Below are 16590 nucleotides of genomic sequence, written 5' to 3'. Positions count from 1 at the left end.
GCGGGGGCCCTCCTGTCATGTGCTCGCGGACGTGAGCGTGAATCTGCCCGTCAGCAGGGCGTGGTCCGACTCGGCGTACTTCTCCGCGTCGCCGTCCACCACCGTGAAGTGGCGGCGGTCGGCGAAGACGTAGTCGATCTTCCTGCCGTCGGCGGTGGGTTCGTCGTCGGCCTCGTCCGCCTCCGCGAAACGGCCGGTGAGGTGGGCGAGGGCGGGCGCGTCCGGTGGGAGGTTGAGGTCGCCGGCGAGGATCACGGGCATCTCCTGCGGGAGTCGGGCCAGCCGGTCCCGTATCTCCCGTAGCTGCCCGGGGGCCTTGGCGTTCGTATGGGCCGTGCAGGCGACGAGGGACCGCCCCGCGAACGACGTGTGGGCGCACAGGAGTCCGCGCCGGACCTCGACCGTACGGCCGCCACCCGTGTAGGTCTCGCCGCCCGTGTCGGTGAAGCGGTGGTGGTCCTGCCGGTCGTCGGGGACGTCCTCCCGGCTGAGGACGGCCGAGCCGAAGGCACCGGTGCCGCCGCAGGCGGGCACGTTGCCCTGGGAGGAGGCGTAGGTGCCGTCCATCTGCCAGCCCACGGCGATCAGTTGGCGCTTGAGTTCCGCGTACTGGGTCAGACAGATCTCGTTGACGGTGACGATGTCCGCCCGGAGGCGTGCCGCCCGCTCCACCAGGCGCGGGATCGAGGTGCCGGGGCCCGTGCCGCCCGAGTTCCAGGGGCAGACGGCGGCGGCTCCGCACAGGTTGTGGTGGACCACCCGTAGCTGCCGGGGCCTCGGGGGTGCCGTACCGCCCCCGTCGTCGTCACGCGGTACGACGAGTACTCCCAGGAGCACGGTGAGCCCGGCGGCCACCGCTCCCAGGAGCACCCGGACGCCGCGCCTACCAGTCACCGGTGAACGGCCGGTGCTCGCAGACCGCGTCGGCGCAGGCGTGCCGGGAGGCCCCGGACATCCGGACGGGGCTGTTCTCGGGGATGCCGACGACCTTGAACGTCCGTGCGGCGGCCGGGGATTCGGTGGCGCCGAACACGGCGACGGCCTCGACGGTGTGGGTGCCGGAGCGCCAGGGGTGGGCGTGGGTGAAGGACCACTCCCCGTTGTCGTTGACGCCGGTCGCGCCGATGAGGACGCCGTGTTCCAGCAGGACCACCTTGGTGACACCCTGCTCCACCGTGCCCGCGAAGCGCGGCCGGGGCCCGGCGAAGGCGCCCTCGACGGGTGCGGTCACCAGCGGGGCCGGGACCTCGGTGCGCACGGTGAAGCGGTGGTCCAGAACCGGGGTGCAGCCGTCGCCGCGCAGACCGACGCACTGGATCGCGTGCTCGCCGCCGGGCCAGTTGACCGAGCGGCGCCATATCCACTGGCCGGTGTCGCCGACGCCCGTACCGCCGAGGTACCGGCCGTTCTCGAAGAAGAGGAGGTAGTCCGTGCCGGGTGCGGCGACACCGGTGAACTTGACCATCGGGCCGCAGGGTCCGCCCGGGGCGGGCTTGCTGATCACCGGTGCCTCGCCGACGCGTTGCGCGTAGTGCAGAGCCGACTCCGGGGACTGGACGGTGAACTCGCCGGAGAGCGGGGGCATGACCGGCGGCTCCGTCAGCGCCTGGACGTCCACCTCGGACCGGTCGAGGACGCCGAGATCGCACAGGCCCGCGACGACGATCCGGGCGACCTCGACGGCGCCGGTGTGGTTCAGGTGGGTGGAGTCGATGCTGCCGTCCGGGTGGCCGGGGTGGTCGCCGGCGTCGACCCAGCAGAAGAACTGGCGCAGCCGCAACGGGCCGATCTCGGCCCACCGTTCCATCGTGCGGCTCGTCAGGTCGACCAGCGGGGCGCCCAGTTCACCGGCGACCTCGGTCATGGCGCGGGGGTGGGCGCCGAGGGTGTGGAGGACCTCGCCGGTGGCGGAGAAGGCGTACCCGGCCATGGGGGTGACGAGGACGGGGACGCCGCCCTCCCGGTGCACATGGGTGACGAAGAGACGGAGCAGTTCCTTGTACTCGGGGACGGGGACGTACCGCGTCCCGTCGTGGATCATCCGGTCCACGTAACCGAAGCCGATGAGGACGATGTCGCCGCGCTTCATGCGGTTGAGCATCGCCGGGAAGCGTTCGGTGAAGTACTTGCGGCTGGTCATGGCGGAGCGGGCGTAGTTGGCGACCTCGACCGGGCCGGGCAGCAGCTCCTCGATCTTCTGGCCCCAGCCCGCCATGGGCGCTTCCTCGTCGGTGCGAGGGGCGGGCACGGAGTCCCCGAGCACGAATATCGTCCGGTTCATCTCTCGCGGTTCCTCTCCCGTCCGTCCTGACGGTCTCTAGCGGTCTACGACGTTCATGGCCATGGCGCCCGAGGCCGAGCAGTACGGCCGCACCCAGACCGGACGCGCGGGGTGGATCACGGCGTACGCGGAGGGCTCGTCGCCGACGAGGGGCACCGGCGGGTAGGCGTAGGCGCCCTTGACGTCCGGGAAGTCCTCCAGGAGGTGGCAGACGCGGAGCTTGCCCCGGTCGGCCGGGTCGGGCCGGAGCCACCAGTCCCAGTCCTCCCAGCGCTCCAGGCGGTGGTCGACGACCTGTCTGATGGGTGCCTCGGCGCGGAACCGGCGGCTGCCCAGCAGCTGCACGGGCACCGTGAAGTCGGTGGAGTGACGGCCCCGGCGGCTGACGACGAAGAGCGCGCCGGGCTTCAGCAGGCGCTTGCCGCACAGGACGCCCTCCACGGCGATGCCGGTGTCGGTGACCTCCACGCCGACGCATTCGGCGTGGTCCTGGCGGAGGACACTGCGCAGCATCAGACGGCCGTTCGGCTGCGCGTAGGGGAGGTTCCAGCCGACCGGGCCGGTCGGCGGCCTCGCCACCAGGCGGTCGCGGGCGTCGATGAGGGCGCGGGTGTCGCGCAGGCCGGCCTTCATAGGGACGGCGCCGGTCTTCGGGGCGCGCATCGTCACCTGCCAGCGGCCGTCGCCGAGGTGGTCGAGGGCGGAGGGGGTGATCGCGGCGGTGTAGCGGGTGCCGCCGTTGTCGAGCGGCTTGCGTACGGTGCGCAGCGGCAGGTCGGGCAGCCGGTCGCCGTCGGAGGGCTTGTGGCGGAGGACGAACTGCCAGCGGTGGCGGCCCTCGGCGGGGCCGTCGGTGGCCAGGCGCAGCCAGCCCGCGTCGTCCGCCGTGACGTCCACGGTGGCGGCGCGGAGGGAGGTCGGGGGTACGGCGGCGAGGGCCTCGGCCTTCTTCCGGGGTCCGGCGGGCGCCCGGTACCCCTTCGTCCGGGCGGCGCGGCGCCGGGCCGCGTCCTCGAACAGCTCGGCATAGCGGGCGGCGACGGCGGCGGGGTCGTAGCGGGCGGCGTTGCGCAGGGCGGCGGCGCCCATGTCCCGGCGCAGGTGCTCGTCGGCCATCAGGCGCCGCAGGCCCCAGGCGATGGCGTCCACGTCGCCGTTGGTGACGAGAAGGCCGTCCTCGCCGTCGGCCAGGATCTCGCGGGGGCCCACGGGGCAGTCGGTGGAGACCACGGGCAGGCCGCAGCGCATGGCCTCGACCAGGGTCATGCCGAAGGACTCGGCGCTCGACGTCACGGCGGCGATGGAGCCCTTGGCCCACTCCGACTCGATGGGCGAGAAGCCGCCCATGAGCAACGCCCGTCCCGCGAGGCCGAGTTCGGTGACCAGGGCGCGGAGTTTCCCGGCCTCGCCGCCGTCGCCGTAGATCCGCAGCTGCCAGTCGGGGAACTCCTCGGCGAGCATCCCGAAGGCGCGGATCAGCAGGTCGTACCGCTTGATGTGGTGCATACGGCCGGCGCTGACGACGACCTTGTGGGTGCAGTCGGAGGGCGGTACGGCGGGCTGGGGCACGCTGTTGGGGATGCCGACGACGGTGAGGCCGGGGATCGGGGTGTGCTCCATGAAGGAGCGGGCGTCGGCCTCGGTGACCGTGGTGATGCCGTCGAGCCGGGGGTAGACGCGGGCCATCTCGGCGCGGACGGCGGGCGGGATGGCCAGGTGGGTCATGTGTTCCTGGGCCACGCGCAGGGCGCCGTCGCGGGTGTGGGCGGCGACGAAGAGGTTGAGGCTCGGGCGGGTGCCGACGACGACGTCGGCGTCCGTCCTCCTCAGCTCGCGGATGATGCGCTGGTCGGTGAAGCGGCTGTACTGCGCGAAGAACTCCTCCTGGCGCGGCACCACTTCGCTGGGTTCGTCGCTCCCGGCGGCCCCGCGGTCACCGGAACCCGGCCGCAGGTCGACCAGGGCGCGGACGGTGATCCTCGGGGAGATCTCGAACTTCGTCGCGGTCGAGCGCCGGAACACCGAGACGATCTCGACCTCGTGGTGGACGGCGAGCGCCTCGGCGAGGTTGATGACCGTGCGGTTGGTGCCGCCGATGCCGTAGATGTTGTTGATCAGGAAGGAGATCTTCACCGGACCTCACGCTCCTTCCGCTCGAAGGGACTCGGCACCGGGTAGTAGGAGTCGAGGAAGCGGCCGAGCATCGCCGTCTGGCGGTCGGTGTCGTGGCCGTCGGAGAGGGTGTCGTTGATACAGAACGCCTGCCGGTCGCGGCGGGCCAGCAGGATGCCGAGCCGCCGCTGGATCTCGGGGCGGGCCAGGTCCAGGTAGGCGAAGCTGATGTCGGAGGGCACGGCCCGGCCGGTGAAGTACGCGTAGTAGTGGTACAGCGACGACGGGATCGAGATGTCGTCCGGGCTGCGGAACCGGCTGTGCGAGGTGGCCCGGTGCGCGTCGGCGAACTCCTGCTCGATCTCGTGCAGCACACTGCGGCGCAGGGCGTACGGCGCGTGCCGGACCTTCTGCACGATGGCCGAGCCGAAGTTGTCCAGCAGCAGCCGGCGGTTGTTCTTGCCGGCGGCGTCGACCGGGCGGTCGCCCTGGGTGCGCTCCCACCGGGGGACCTGGGAGGGCGAGAAGAACGTACGGGTCATGCCGTTGGAGAGGAAGAAGTCCTGCGGGGTGACCGGGCGGCCCAGGAACATGTCGTCGTTGAAGTAGAGGAAGTGCTCGGCGAGGCCGGGGATGTGGTGCAGGCGGCTCTCGATGGCGTGGGAGTTGAAGGTGGGCAGGGCGCTCGGGTCGGCGAAGATCTCGGAGTGGTCGACGACCGTGAGGCGGGGGTGGCGGTCCAGGAGCCAGGCGGGGCGCTGCCGGTCGGTGACGACGTAGACATGGCGGACCCAGGGGGCGTTCTGCTCCAGGGCGCGCAGCGAGTAGCGCAGCTCGTCGCGGCTGATGTAGCGGGCGGCGTTGGCGGACTCGGTGTGGTAGCCGCTGTGCCCGTAGTCGGCGCGGCGGTGCTGCCAGGCCGGGTCGTTGCCGTCGACCCAGGTGTAGACGACGTCGACGGGGAAGCGGACGTCCTCGGGCAGGGCGTCGGCGCAGGGCGCGATGGTGCGGACCGCGCGGGTGCGGCGGGTGTGCAGGGCGGCGAAGCCGGTGAGCCTGCTGACGGGGACGGTGACCCGGGGCTCGGCGGGTGAGACGTCCTCGGTGACGCGGTTGGGGCGCGGGGCGACCAGGCGGCCGTCCTCGGGCCGCCAGAACTCGATGTCGCAGCCGTGCTGCGGGCCGAGGACCAGGGAGCCCGCGGGGTCGCTCCACACCATGCCGACGCGCAGCACCCGGGCCTCCCCCGCGATCCGCCGGCCGGTCCTGGAGCCGCAGAGCGCGGTCCGGCCGGTGGCGACGTCGCCCCGGCAGGCCGTGACGTACACGGGCCCGCTCGCGGAGCCGCGGTCCAGGGCCGCGCGTACCCGGTCGCGGTCGGTCTCGGCGACGGCGAGGCAGGAGCGGAAGTCGGAGTTGCCGCGGATCGCGAAGTAGTCGACGCCCGCCTCCTCCAACAGGGTCACCACCAGTTCGAGGTTGGCCTCGCGCAGCCCGAGCGGCGACACGGTGGGGCGGACGAGGGCGATCTGCGCCCCGGGTCCGGCCAGCGCGGCGAGCCGCTCCCCGGCGCGGAACAGCTGCGGCCAGCGGCGGCGGGCGCGGGCCGCGCGGAGCAGCCGGGAGCCCAGGGTGACCGACTGGAGGTGGCGCAGCAGTTGCTTGAGCGCCATGCGCAGGCGCGGTGGTACGCGGCGCGCGACACGGCGGCGCAGGCCGGTCGGGACGAGGGCGCGGTACGCCCCGACCAGGGCGGACGCCTCGGGGTTGGCGGTGCTCACGACGGGTTGTCCGACTCCTCGGAGTCCTCGTGCTCGAAGACGCTGGGCACGGGGAAGTAGCGGCGCAGGAAGTGCAGGACGGCGTCGGTGCCGCCCTGGGCCAGGGCCTGCGGCTCCCCCAGGCCGACGAGCTGGATCTGCTGGCTGTCCCTGCGGACGAGCAGCCGCTCCAGGTGGTGGGTGAGGCCGGGGAGGGCGGCGTGCAGGGTGACGGTCGCCTCACCGGAGGGGTCGGCGAGTCCGGCGACGGCGCCGACGTGGTGGATCAGCCCGTCCATGGGGTGGGTGCCGGTCGCCGCCGGGGCCCGCTGGACGTCGGGCAGGGGCAGGAGCGGGGCGTTCGACTCGGCGAGGCGGGAGAGGGTCGCGCGGCTGTGGGGCTGGGGGCCCTCGGCGTAGCCGTGCGCGGTGACACGGCCGGTCGCCGCGTACGCGGAGCGGGTCCAGGGCGCGAAGGACTCCTCGGCGGTCCAGGGGCCCCGGCGGGGGCGGGTCACGCCGTGCGGGGTGAAGTAGTCGAAGGCCCGGACGGGGCGGCCGAGCAGTGCGCCGGGGCGCAGCAGCAGGAAGTGGTCGGCGATGTCGGGCAGTTGGTGCAGCCGCCATTCGGCGCCGGGCCGGGCGGGCACGATGCTGAGCCGTTCGTCGGCCCGCAGCCAGTCGGGGACGGGGGCCTGGGCGACGACGTGGACGACGTCGGTCCAGGGCGCGTACTGGTGCAGTGAGCGCAGGGCGGCGCGCAGCAGTTCCTCGCCCCAGTCGGTGGCGTACTGGTGCAGCAGGACCGCGTCGACGGAGAAGGTGATCTCCTCCAGCCGGGCGATGTCGAAGTTCTCCAGGGTGATCGTCGGTTCCATGGCGCCGTCGATGTCGAGATAGCCGGAGAGCCGGTCGAGGCCGATCTCGATGCCGAGGGCGTCGCTGGGCACGGCCCGCTGGACCCGGTTGGGGCGCGGGCCGACGACCCGTTCCCGGGGCAGGTCGGTGTTGACGGTCCAGAACTCGATCTCGACGCCCTGGTCCTCGCCGACCCACAGGTTCTCGGTGGGGTCGGTGCGCAGCCAGGTGAGGCGGATCACCCGGGCCTTCCCGTAGTGCTTCCACGCCTTCACATGGCTGCCGGGGATGTCCTGGGTCTCGCTGTCGGCGGGCGAGACGGACACCACGTAGCCGGTGTGTTCCTCCAGCAACGCGCGTAGTGCCCGGCGGACGGCGCCCTTGTCCCGCTGCTCCACGGCGAGGCAGATCCGCCGGTCGTCGAGGGCGGGCACCGCGAACCAGGGGATGTCGGCGGCGTCGAGGGCGTGGGTGACCAGGTTGTGGTCGAGGCGGCGGGCGAGGTCGACGGTCAGTCCGGTGTGCACATGCCCGATCCGGCCGTCGTGCGCCTCGGTGCGGCGTTCGGAGTGCCCGAACTCCGCCTTGCGGACCCGCTTCAGGGCGCGCAGGTGCAGCCGGGCCTCGCGGCGGCCGAGGGCACGGGCGAGCGACCGCTTGGCCTTGCGCCGGACGCGTCCGGGGACGGTGGTGGCGGCGACGGTACGGACCGGCTGCGGGACGAGGCGCTGGTAGACGTGGGCGGCGGAGCTGAGCGACGTCTGGTCGGACACGTCAGGAACTCCGTCTCGTCGTCGGCGGGGGGCAGCTGCGCGGGGGGCATGCGCGCGGGGACCCTTGTAGGGGCCATGCATCGGGGGGGAGGTCCGCTCGGCGGTCGAGCGGGCCCCGTGGGGCGCCGTTCATCGCTCGTAGGGGCTCGGGGTGGGGAAGTACGCGTTGAGGAAGCCGTCGAGGAGTTCCTGCTGGGCCTCGATGTCCTCGGGGGTGGAGAAGGCGTCGTTGAGGCAGAAGGTGTCCTGGTTCCGGCCGTCGAGCAGCCGGTTCAGCCGGTCCGCGAGGTCGGGGACGGACAGCTGGAGATAGGTGAAGGGCATCGATCCGGGCTGGGCCCGGCCGGTGAGCGCCGCGTAGTAGAGCGCGAACGACGAGGTCGGCGACAGGTCCGTCATCGCGCGGAACCGGCTGGCCGACGTACGCGCCCAGGCCTCCGGGAAGTCCCGCTCGGCCTCCTCCATCGCCGAGCGGCGCAGGGCGTAAGGGATGTGCTCCATGGGCTGGGTGATCACCTTGCCGAAACGTTCCTTCAGGAGCGCCCGGTTGTTCTTGCAGGCCGCGTCGACCGGGGTGTCGGTCTCGGCGACCGGGCCCTGCGGGATGCGGTTGCGGGAGGGGAAGTAGCGGGCGGTGCCGGACGGGGTGAAGAAGGCGTGCGGGGCGACCGGGCGGCCCATGAACATGTCGTCGTTGAAGTACAGGAAGTGCTCGGCGAGGCCCTCGATGTGGTGCAGCTGGCTCTCGATCGAGTGCGAGTTGAACGTCGGCAGGTCCGCCGGGTCGCGGAAGATCTCGCGGTGGCTCGCGATCCGCAGTCCGGGCAGGTCCTCGCGCAGCCAGTCCGGGACCTGGTCGTCGGTGACGATGTACACGTTGCGGATCCACGGCGCGAACAGATGCAGCGACCGCACCGAGTAGCGCAGTTCGTCGCGGCTGATGAAGCGCGCGTCGCTCGCCGACTCGGCGTGGTAGACCTCGCCCTTGGCCGTCGCCTTGCGCCGCTGCCACGCCGGGTCGTCGCCGTCGACCCAGGTGTAGACGGCGTCGACGGGGAAGCCGATGTCGTCCGCGCAGTCGACCAGGAACTCCGGGCGGGTGGCGAGCGCCGGCGCGAGGTGCCGCGGCGTCCAGTCCGACACGAAGCGACTGAACAGCCGGGCGGCACCGTGCACGTTCGCGTCCCGCGCGAGGACGGCCCAGGTGGCGCGGTTGGCGCGCGGTGCGACGAGGTGGTCGCCGTGCGGCTGCCAGAACTCGACAGCGCAGCCGTACTCGTGGCCGAGCAGCAGATGCCGGCCGGGGTCGGTGCGGTACCAGCTGACCTGCACGACCCGGGCCGTGGAGACTCCGCGCCAGGCCTTCGGATCGCGCGAGGAGACGGGGCGGGCGGGCCGGGGCGCGTCGGGGTCGATCACGCTCAGATGGCCGGGGTACCGGCCGAGTCCCCGGAAGACCGCGCCGAGCACCCGCTCGCGGTCCTGCTCGGCGACGGCGACGACGGTGCCGTGGTCCGAGGTGCCGCGCACGGCGAAGTACGGGACACCGGCCGCGTCGAGCAGGGAGGTGAGGGCGCATCGGTTGGCCTCGCGGGCCGCCAGCGGGGTCAGGCCGGGCTCGACGTACACATCGCCGCGCTCGGCGGCGACGGCGGGGTTCGGCGCGTGGCCGGAAATCTGCGGTGGAGGAGCGGCAGCAGCCTGGGGGACATGGCTGGATTCACCCGTCGCCCGTTGGACGCCGGGTTCAAAAACAGTTGTCACGCCTACTGCCCCTTAGCCCCCGTCGGCCACCTGCCTTCGCGCCCCCGGGCTCGAAACGTGACCACTTGCACACCGACGACACTGTCGGATTCATTCACATAAAAACTTTAACCTTGCACAGGTCTGGCACATCATCACGACCAAATCAGCCAACTGTCAACAGCAGGCAAAAATGACAGAAAACACACAGCAAGTGACATCGTGACCGAACTCTCGGTAACCGAGGGGTGAACGGGGGGCCACCCGACCTGCCCTGACGGTCGGTTTATAGTTCGGACTCGTCGCGATTTGTCGAACATTCGTATGCCTGTGTCCCAGGGTCGGCATCGATCGCTTCAAGCCACACAACGAGAGGACGCCGAGGCGCCATGACGCACGCCCTGACGGAGCCGGACCAGAGCCCGAGATCCAGGCGTGCGCCGTCGAGCCGCCGCGCCAAGCCTCAGCGCAGGCGCCGGGTGTGGCGCTGGATCGCGCTCGGCCTCGCCGTCCTCGTCCTGGCGGCCGGCGGCACCGGCTACTGGCTCTACAGCGACCTCGACGGCAACATCGACGGCGTCGACCTCGACCGGGCGATCGGCGACGACCGCCCCGAGAAGCTGCCGACCTCGGGCCAGAACATCCTGGTCCTCGGCTCCGACTCACGCTCCGGGAAGAACGCCGACCTCGGCACGGGCGACGTCGCCGGCGCCCGCTCGGACACCGCGCTGGTGATGCACATACCCGAGGGCCGCAGCGAGGCCGTGGCGATCAGCATCCCCCGCGACACCCTGGTGACCCGTCCCGAGTGCACCAGGTCCGACGGCTCCACGCTCGCCTCCGCGAAGCGTGTGATGTTCAACTCGGTCTACTCGCTCGCCGGTCCGGCCTGTGTGGTGAAGACCGTGGAGCAGATGTCCGGCATCCGCATGGACCACTTCATGGAGATCGACTTCGCCGGCTTCAAGGGGCTCGTCGACGCGATCGGCGGAGTGACGGTCACCGTCGACAAGGCCATCCACGACAAGTCCAGCGGCCTCGACCTGGAGGCGGGCACCCACCGGCTGGACGGCACCCAGTCCCTCGCCTTCGTCCGCACCCGGCACGGCGTCGGCGACGGCAGCGACCTCGGACGCATCGGCCTCCAGCAGCAGTTCATGATCGCCCTGCTGGGCGAGATCAAGAAGCAGGACCTCCTCGGCAGCCCCACCAAGGCCTACCGGATCGCCGACAGCCTCACCGAGTCCCTCACCACCGACTCCGACCTCGACTCCCTCACGGCCCTGTCCGACTTCGCCCGCAGCATGAACGGCGTCGACCCCGCCACCATGGAAACGATCATGCTCCCGGTCACCTACGACAAGACCGACCCCAACCGCGTCGTAGCCGCGGAACCCCAGGCGACGACCCTGTGGAAGGCACTCCGCGCCGACAAGGAGATCCCGGAGTCGGCGAAGAAGTCCCCGGCGACGGGGCAGGGGTCCTGAAAAGGACGACGAGGCCACGGGTCAGCAACGCCTGACGGGGCTGCGGTCCCGAAAGACACGACGGACTGCGGGCCTGAAAGACACGGGGCGCAGCCCCTGCCTTTCAGGGGCGCGGGGAACTGCGCGAGAAGCCCCACCGGAGCCGCACCCGCCGTCCCACCGCACCCGGCAGACGCCTGGGCCCCGTCACACAACAACAGACGGCGCCAGAGCCAACCCACCCTCATCCCGCTGCACAGCGACCCGCAGCGCCCCATCCACCCCGAGCACCCCCAACACCACCCGCCCATACGCGTCCCGCGCCAACGCGGGCGCCCCCCGCTCCCCCGTGGGCGCCCACCACACCCCCGCCTGCTCGTTCTCCGTCCCGCACGCCGCCAGCAGAACCTGCCCCCCGGCATCCCGATGGGCCAGCACCACACAGTCGTACCCGTCGAGCGGCACCCGAGCCACGGCCACCGGCCCCGCGTCCGGCGCCCCGCCCAGCGGAATCACCCACCCGCCCGGCCGGTGCGCGACGACGCCCCCGGTCGCCGGGTCGATCCAGTAGTACGTCGCCCGGTCGGGCCCCGTCTCCAGCCCGACCACGCTGCCGGCCAGCACCGGGAGCGCGATGTTCGGCGCCTGGCCGAAGGCCCCGTCGGGCTTGTCCTGGGTCCAGCGCATGATGAGGTCCTGGCCCCCGGCCATCGCCTCGACCCGCCCGGAGGCGTACGCGACCACGGCCACCGGCTCCCGCACCCCGCTGCCCTTGAGGTCGGTCCACGGGCTCCACTTGCCGCCCGCCAGCTCCCGGCGCAGCATCACACCGCCGCCCGCGTTGCGCACGAGGACATGGACGTTGCCGCCCGCGCTCACGGCCCCGGTCGGTATCCCGAAGCGTGCCGCCTTCGCCGCGTCCTTGTGCGGATTGCCCAGCGAACGCCACTCGGTGACCGGCCGCCCCGTCTGGTACTGGATGGCGTGCACGATGTCCACGGCGGCCGGACCGTCGCCCTTGGCGGTCTCCCGCCGCCCGAGGAAGTGCACATAGGTGTCCGCGCCCTGCACGATGTGGAGGTCGGTCAGCCCCGCCACCGGGAACAGCTCCGGGCCGGTCCACTCCGCGCCGCCCGGCCGGCTCTGCGTCCAGCGCAGCAGTCCCGTACGCGCGCGGGCGTACGCGGTGAGCCTGCCGTCCTTGCCGAGGACGAGCCAGGAACCGGTGAGGGTGGCCTCGGCCCGGTGCCGCCCCGCCCCGCCGTTCGCCGAGGTGTCGGCCGCCGCCCCCTGGGCAGCGGCGCGCCCGGATCTGGTCCGCATGACGTGACCTGCCCTTTCGATGACGCTCGGCGCGGCTCCCCGGCCGCCTTCTCGCACACGTACGCGGAAGGCCGAGCGGCCCCCATCATAGGATGAACGTTTCACCTACCGGGAGCGGCGGCCGGGCGTGCGACCCTGTCCCCATGGACGACCCTCTGCTTGTGATCGTCGACGCGGCCAATGTCGTCGGCTCCGTGCCGGACGGCTGGTGGCGCGACCGGCGGGGCGCGGCGGAGCGCCTGCGCGACCGGCTCGCCCGGGACGGCGTCCCCGGTCGCGACGAGCCCGTGGAACTCGTCCTGGTCGTCGAGGGCGCCGCCCGCGAGGTGGAACCGGTCCCCGGGGTACGGGTCGAGGCGGCGTCCCGCAGCGGTGACGACCGCATCGTGGAACTGGTCGCCGAGGAGGCCCGCGACCGCCCCTGCCTCGTCGTCACCGCCGACCGTGAACTACGGCGCAGGGTAGGCGAGTTGGGCGCCGAGGTGACCGGGCCCCGGACGGTGCGCGGGAACTCCTGAACGCGCCTACGAGGCGCCGTTCCCCGGCGGCCTCCCGCCGACCTCGTCCACGGTGGTCTCCGCTTCGCGCCCGAGGCGGCTGTGCGACCGGCCGTACACGAAGTAGACGGCGAAGCCGAGCGCCATCCAGCCGGCGAAGCGGAGCCAGGTCTCGGTGGGCAGGTTGAGCATCAGCCACAGCGAGGCGAGCACCGACAGGACCGGGACGAACGGCACCCAGGGGGTGCGGAACGACCGGTGCAGGTCGGGGCGGGTCCGGCGGAGGATGACGACGCCGATCGCGACGACCACGAAGGCGAACAGTGTGCCGATGTTCACCAGCTCGGCCAGCTCGCTCAGCGGGGTGAAGCCGGCGACGATCGCGATGATCACACCGAGCAGGACGGTCGGCCGGTGCGGGGTCTTGAACCGGGGGTGGACGTGGGAGAAGAAGCGCGGCAGCAGTCCGTCGCGGCTCATCGCGAAGAACACCCGGGTCTGGCCGAGCAGCAGGATCATGCACACGGTCGTCAGACCGACGGCGGCGCCGAAGCTGATGAAGCCCGCGAACCACGGATGCCCGGTGGCCTTGAAGGCGTCGGCGAGCGGCGCGGTCACCGACAGATCGGTGTAGTGCTGCATGCCGGTGACGACGATCGACACCGCCACGTACAGCGTGGTGCAGATGACGAGGGAGCCGATGATGCCCCGGGGCATGTCCCGCTGCGGGTTCCTGGTCTCCTCGGCCGCCGTGGCGACGACGTCGAAGCCGATGAACGCGAAGAAGACGACGGAAGCGGCCGTGAAGATGCCCATCACACCGAAGTTGGCGGGCGCCCAGCCGAACATCAGCTGGATCAGCGGGGACTGGAGGCTGTCCCCCGCCGGGACCTCCTGCGCCTTCGGGATGAAGGGGTCGTAATTGTCAGCGCTGATGAAGAAGGCGCCCGCGACGATCACGGTGAGGACGACCGTCACCTTGATGGCGACGACGACGGAGGTGACGCGCGCGGAGAGCTTGGTGCCGACCACCAGGATGGCGGTGAGGACGAGGACGAGCGCGGCGGCGAGGATGTCGAAGCCGAAGCCGTCCGCCCCGTCTCTGGTACCGAGCGCGGCCGGCAGCTCCCAGCCCGCGTTGGCCAGCAGCGAATGGATGTAGCCGGACCAGCCGACCGCCACCACCGCCGTCCCCAGTGCGAACTCCAGTACGAGGTCCCAGCCGATGATCCAGGCGGGCAGTTCCCCGAGTGAGGCGTAACTGAAGGTGTACGCGGATCCGGCGACCGGGACCGTGGAGGCGAACTCCGCGTAGCAGAGGGCGGCGAGCGCGCAGACGACGCCGGCCACGACGAAGGCGAGGGCCACGGCGGGGCCGGCGTTGTTCTTGGCCACCGTGCCGGTGAGGACGAAGATGCCGGTGCCGATGATGACACCGACGCCGAAGACCGTCAGATCCAGCGCGGACAAGGATTTCTTGAGCGCGTGTTCTGGTTCCTCGGTATCGAGGATGGACTGCTCGACCTTCTTCGTCCGGAAGAGTGTGCTGCTCACAGGGGACCTCCCACGCTTGTCGTCCTCGACATGATCGAGAGGGGGCGTGGAGCGTATGCCCCGGCGCGGGCGGTTTCACGCGAATGGGCCGGTCTCGCCACCGTAAAGGATGGCGGGACCGGCCCGAACAGCTCAACCGGGTACGTCAGTCGCGGGCGGACTCCACCTCGGCGGCGGTGTCGCCGAAGCGGCCGTCGATCTTGGAGACCAGTCCGGTGACCTGGCGGGCGATGTCGGGCGCGGTGAGCCCGATCTCGGCCAGCACCTCGGCACGGGTGGCGTGGTCCAGGAAGCGCGGCGGGATGCCGAAGTCCCGCAGCGGGATGTCCACCCCGGCGTCGCGCAGTGCCTGGGCGACGGCCGAACCGACGCCGCCGACGCGGGAGTTGTCCTCGACGGTGACGACCACACGGTGCTTGTCGGCGAGCGGCGCCATGTGCTCGTCGACCGGCTTGACCCAGCGCGGGTCGACGACGGTCGTGGTGATGCCCTGCTTGTCGAGCAGGCCGGCGATCTCCAGGCACATCGGGGCGAGGGCACCGACCGAGACAAGGAGCACATCGGGGGTGTCGGTGCCCGGCTCACGCAGCACGTCCATGCCGCCGACGCGGCGCAGGGCGGGTACGGCGGGACCGACGGCGCCCTTGGAGAAGCGGACCACGGTCGGCGCGTCGGTGACCTCGACGGCCTCGCGCAGCTGGGCGCGGACCTGGTCGGCGTCGCGCGGCGCGGCGAGCCTGAGCCCCGGGACGACCTGGAGGATCGACATGTCCCACATGCCGTTGTGCGAGGCGCCGTCGGTGCCGGTGACACCGGCCCGGTCCAGGACGAACGTCACACCGCACTTGTGCAGGGCGACATCCATCAGGACCTGGTCGAAGGCGCGGTTGAGGAAGGTCGCGTAGACCGCGAAGACGGGGTGCAGTCCCCCGGTGGCGAGGCCGGCCGCGGACACGGCGCCGTGCTGCTCGGCGATACCGACGTCGTACACACGGTCGGGGAAGGCCTTGGCGAACTTGTCGAGGCCGACCGGCTGGAGCATGGCCGCCGTGATGGCGACGATGTCCTCGCGCTCCTTGCCGAGCTTGACCATCTCCTCGCCGAAGACGGAGGTCCAGTCGGCGCCGGAGGAGGCGATCGGCAGCCCGGTGTCCGGGTGGATCTTGCCGACGGCGTGGAAGCGGTCCGCCTCGTCCTGGAGGGCGGGCTGGTAGCCGCGGCCCTTCTCGGTGAGGCAGTGCACGATGACCGGTCCGCCGAACCGCTTGGCACGGGACAGCGCGGACTCCAGGGCCTCGATGTCGTGGCCGTCGATCGGGCCGACGTACTTGAGGCCGAGGTCCTCGAACATGCCCTGCGGGGCGATGAAGTCCTTCAGCCCCTTCTTGGCGCCGTGCAGCGTCTCGTACAGCGGCCGGCCGACGACCGGGGTGCGCTCCAGCAGGTCCTTGCCGCGGGCGAGGAACCGCTCGTAGCCGTCCGTCGTCCGCAGGGTGGCCAGGTGGTTGGCGAGGCCGCCGATGGTCGGCGCGTACGACCGCTCGTTGTCGTTGACGACGATGACGAGGGGGCGGTCCTTGGCGTCGGCGATGTTGTTGAGCGCCTCCCAGGCCATACCGCCGGTGAGGGCGCCGTCGCCGATGACGGCGACCACGTGGTCGTCGCGTTTCAGCACCTGGTTGGCCTTGGCGAGGCCGTCGGCCCAGCCGAGCACCGTGGAGGCGTGGCTGTTCTCGATGACGTCGTGCTCGGACTCTCCTTGCGAGGGGTAGCCGGAGAGGCCGCCCTTCATCTTCAGCCGGGAGAAGTCCTGGCGCCCGGTGAGGAGCTTGTGGACGTAGGACTGGTGGCCCGTGTCCCAGAGCACCTTGTCCTTGGGCGAGTCGAAGACCCGGTGCATCGCGATGGTCAGCTCCACCACGCCGAGGTTCGGGCCGAGGTGACCGCCGGTCTTCGACACCGCCTCGACGAGGAAGGTCCGGATCTCGTCCGCCAGCTGGTCCAACTCCTCCAGGCTGAGCCGGTCCAGATCGCGCGGTCCCCTGATGCGGGTCAGCAGCGGCACCCGTGCCTCCTTGCGATAGTGCTGTTCGAGCGTTACCGGGCTCGTCGAAGTCTAATCTTCCGCGCGCACGGCCGACCGCCGGGCGGTCGACTCCCACGTCACACGAACGGCCGTAAACCATCCTGCGCAGACGTACCCGTACGAAACGTCCGACAACA

Annotated in this window: 11 protein-coding genes; 2 read left to right on the top strand and 9 right to left on the bottom strand. The window is 71.7% G+C overall.

Annotation, left to right across the window (positions count from 1 at the left end):
* Positions 1-15: 15 nt before the first annotated feature.
* The 6 genes from J8M51_RS23515 to J8M51_RS23490 all read right to left on the bottom strand — a co-directional run bounded on the left by J8M51_RS23515 (position 16) and on the right by J8M51_RS23490 (position 9461).
* Positions 16-894 (bottom strand): endonuclease/exonuclease/phosphatase family protein, encoded by an 879-nt coding sequence (locus J8M51_RS23515; RefSeq protein ID WP_179203494.1) that lies wholly within the window; start codon positions 892-894, stop codon positions 16-18.
* Positions 884-2281 (bottom strand): GDSL-type esterase/lipase family protein, encoded by a 1398-nt coding sequence (locus J8M51_RS23510; RefSeq protein ID WP_086763480.1) that lies wholly within the window; start codon positions 2279-2281, stop codon positions 884-886. Before J8M51_RS23510 ends, J8M51_RS23515 begins: the two co-directional genes overlap by 11 nt.
* A 36-nt stretch (positions 2282-2317) precedes the next feature.
* Positions 2318-4414 (bottom strand): glycosyltransferase family 4 protein, encoded by a 2097-nt coding sequence (locus tag J8M51_RS23505; RefSeq protein ID WP_086763478.1) that lies wholly within the window; start codon positions 4412-4414, stop codon positions 2318-2320.
* Positions 4411-6174, bottom strand: coding sequence for a stealth family protein (locus J8M51_RS23500; protein WP_086763476.1), 1764 nt, complete (start codon positions 6172-6174; stop codon positions 4411-4413). The genes J8M51_RS23505 and J8M51_RS23500 overlap by 4 nt, the downstream gene beginning before the upstream one ends.
* Positions 6171-7784 carry a sugar phosphotransferase gene (locus tag J8M51_RS23495; RefSeq protein WP_086763474.1) on the bottom strand — a complete coding sequence of 538 codons (1614 nt, stop codon included), beginning with the start codon at positions 7782-7784 and terminating at the stop codon, positions 6171-6173. Before J8M51_RS23495 ends, J8M51_RS23500 begins: the two co-directional genes overlap by 4 nt.
* Positions 7785-7913: 129 nt before the next feature.
* On the bottom strand, positions 7914-9461 hold the full coding sequence (locus J8M51_RS23490; RefSeq protein WP_398857391.1) for a stealth family protein: 1548 nt from the start codon (positions 9459-9461) through the stop codon (positions 7914-7916).
* A gap of 455 nt (positions 9462-9916) precedes the next feature.
* Between J8M51_RS23490 and J8M51_RS23485 the strand changes: the two genes are divergently transcribed.
* The gene (locus J8M51_RS23485) at positions 9917-11014 is read left to right on the top strand and encodes an LCP family protein (protein WP_267299441.1); all 1098 of its coding nucleotides are present in this window, start codon (positions 9917-9919) and stop codon (positions 11012-11014) included.
* 186 nt (positions 11015-11200) lie between these two features.
* Here the strand turns inward: J8M51_RS23485 and J8M51_RS23480 are convergent, their stop codons facing one another.
* Positions 11201-12316: a hypothetical protein gene (locus J8M51_RS23480; protein ID WP_267299440.1), complete on the bottom strand. Its 1116-nt coding sequence runs from the start codon at positions 12314-12316 to the stop codon at positions 11201-11203.
* Positions 12317-12459: 143 nt separating this feature from the next.
* Here J8M51_RS23480 and J8M51_RS23475 point away from each other — a divergent pair, with 143 nt between their 5' ends.
* Positions 12460-12834: a PIN domain-containing protein gene (locus J8M51_RS23475; protein ID WP_086756644.1), complete on the top strand. Its 375-nt coding sequence runs from the start codon at positions 12460-12462 to the stop codon at positions 12832-12834.
* Between the two features lie 6 nt (positions 12835-12840).
* Here the strand turns inward: J8M51_RS23475 and J8M51_RS23470 are convergent, their stop codons facing one another.
* Together J8M51_RS23470 and dxs are read right to left on the bottom strand one after the other, a co-directional pair.
* Positions 12841-14367 carry an amino acid permease gene (locus J8M51_RS23470; RefSeq protein ID WP_086756646.1) on the bottom strand — a complete coding sequence of 509 codons (1527 nt, stop codon included), beginning with the start codon at positions 14365-14367 and terminating at the stop codon, positions 12841-12843.
* Between the two features lie 145 nt (positions 14368-14512).
* Positions 14513-16432 carry a 1-deoxy-D-xylulose-5-phosphate synthase gene (gene dxs, locus J8M51_RS23465; RefSeq protein ID WP_086756648.1) on the bottom strand — a complete coding sequence of 640 codons (1920 nt, stop codon included), beginning with the start codon at positions 16430-16432 and terminating at the stop codon, positions 14513-14515.
* Positions 16433-16590: the final 158 nt, after the last annotated feature.

This window comes from Streptomyces griseiscabiei (assembly GCF_020010925.1).
Lineage (GTDB): Bacteria > Actinomycetota > Actinomycetes > Streptomycetales > Streptomycetaceae > Streptomyces > Streptomyces griseiscabiei.
The sequence above is the reverse complement of the archived record's forward strand: the minus strand, read 5'-3'. Positions and strand labels throughout refer to the sequence as shown.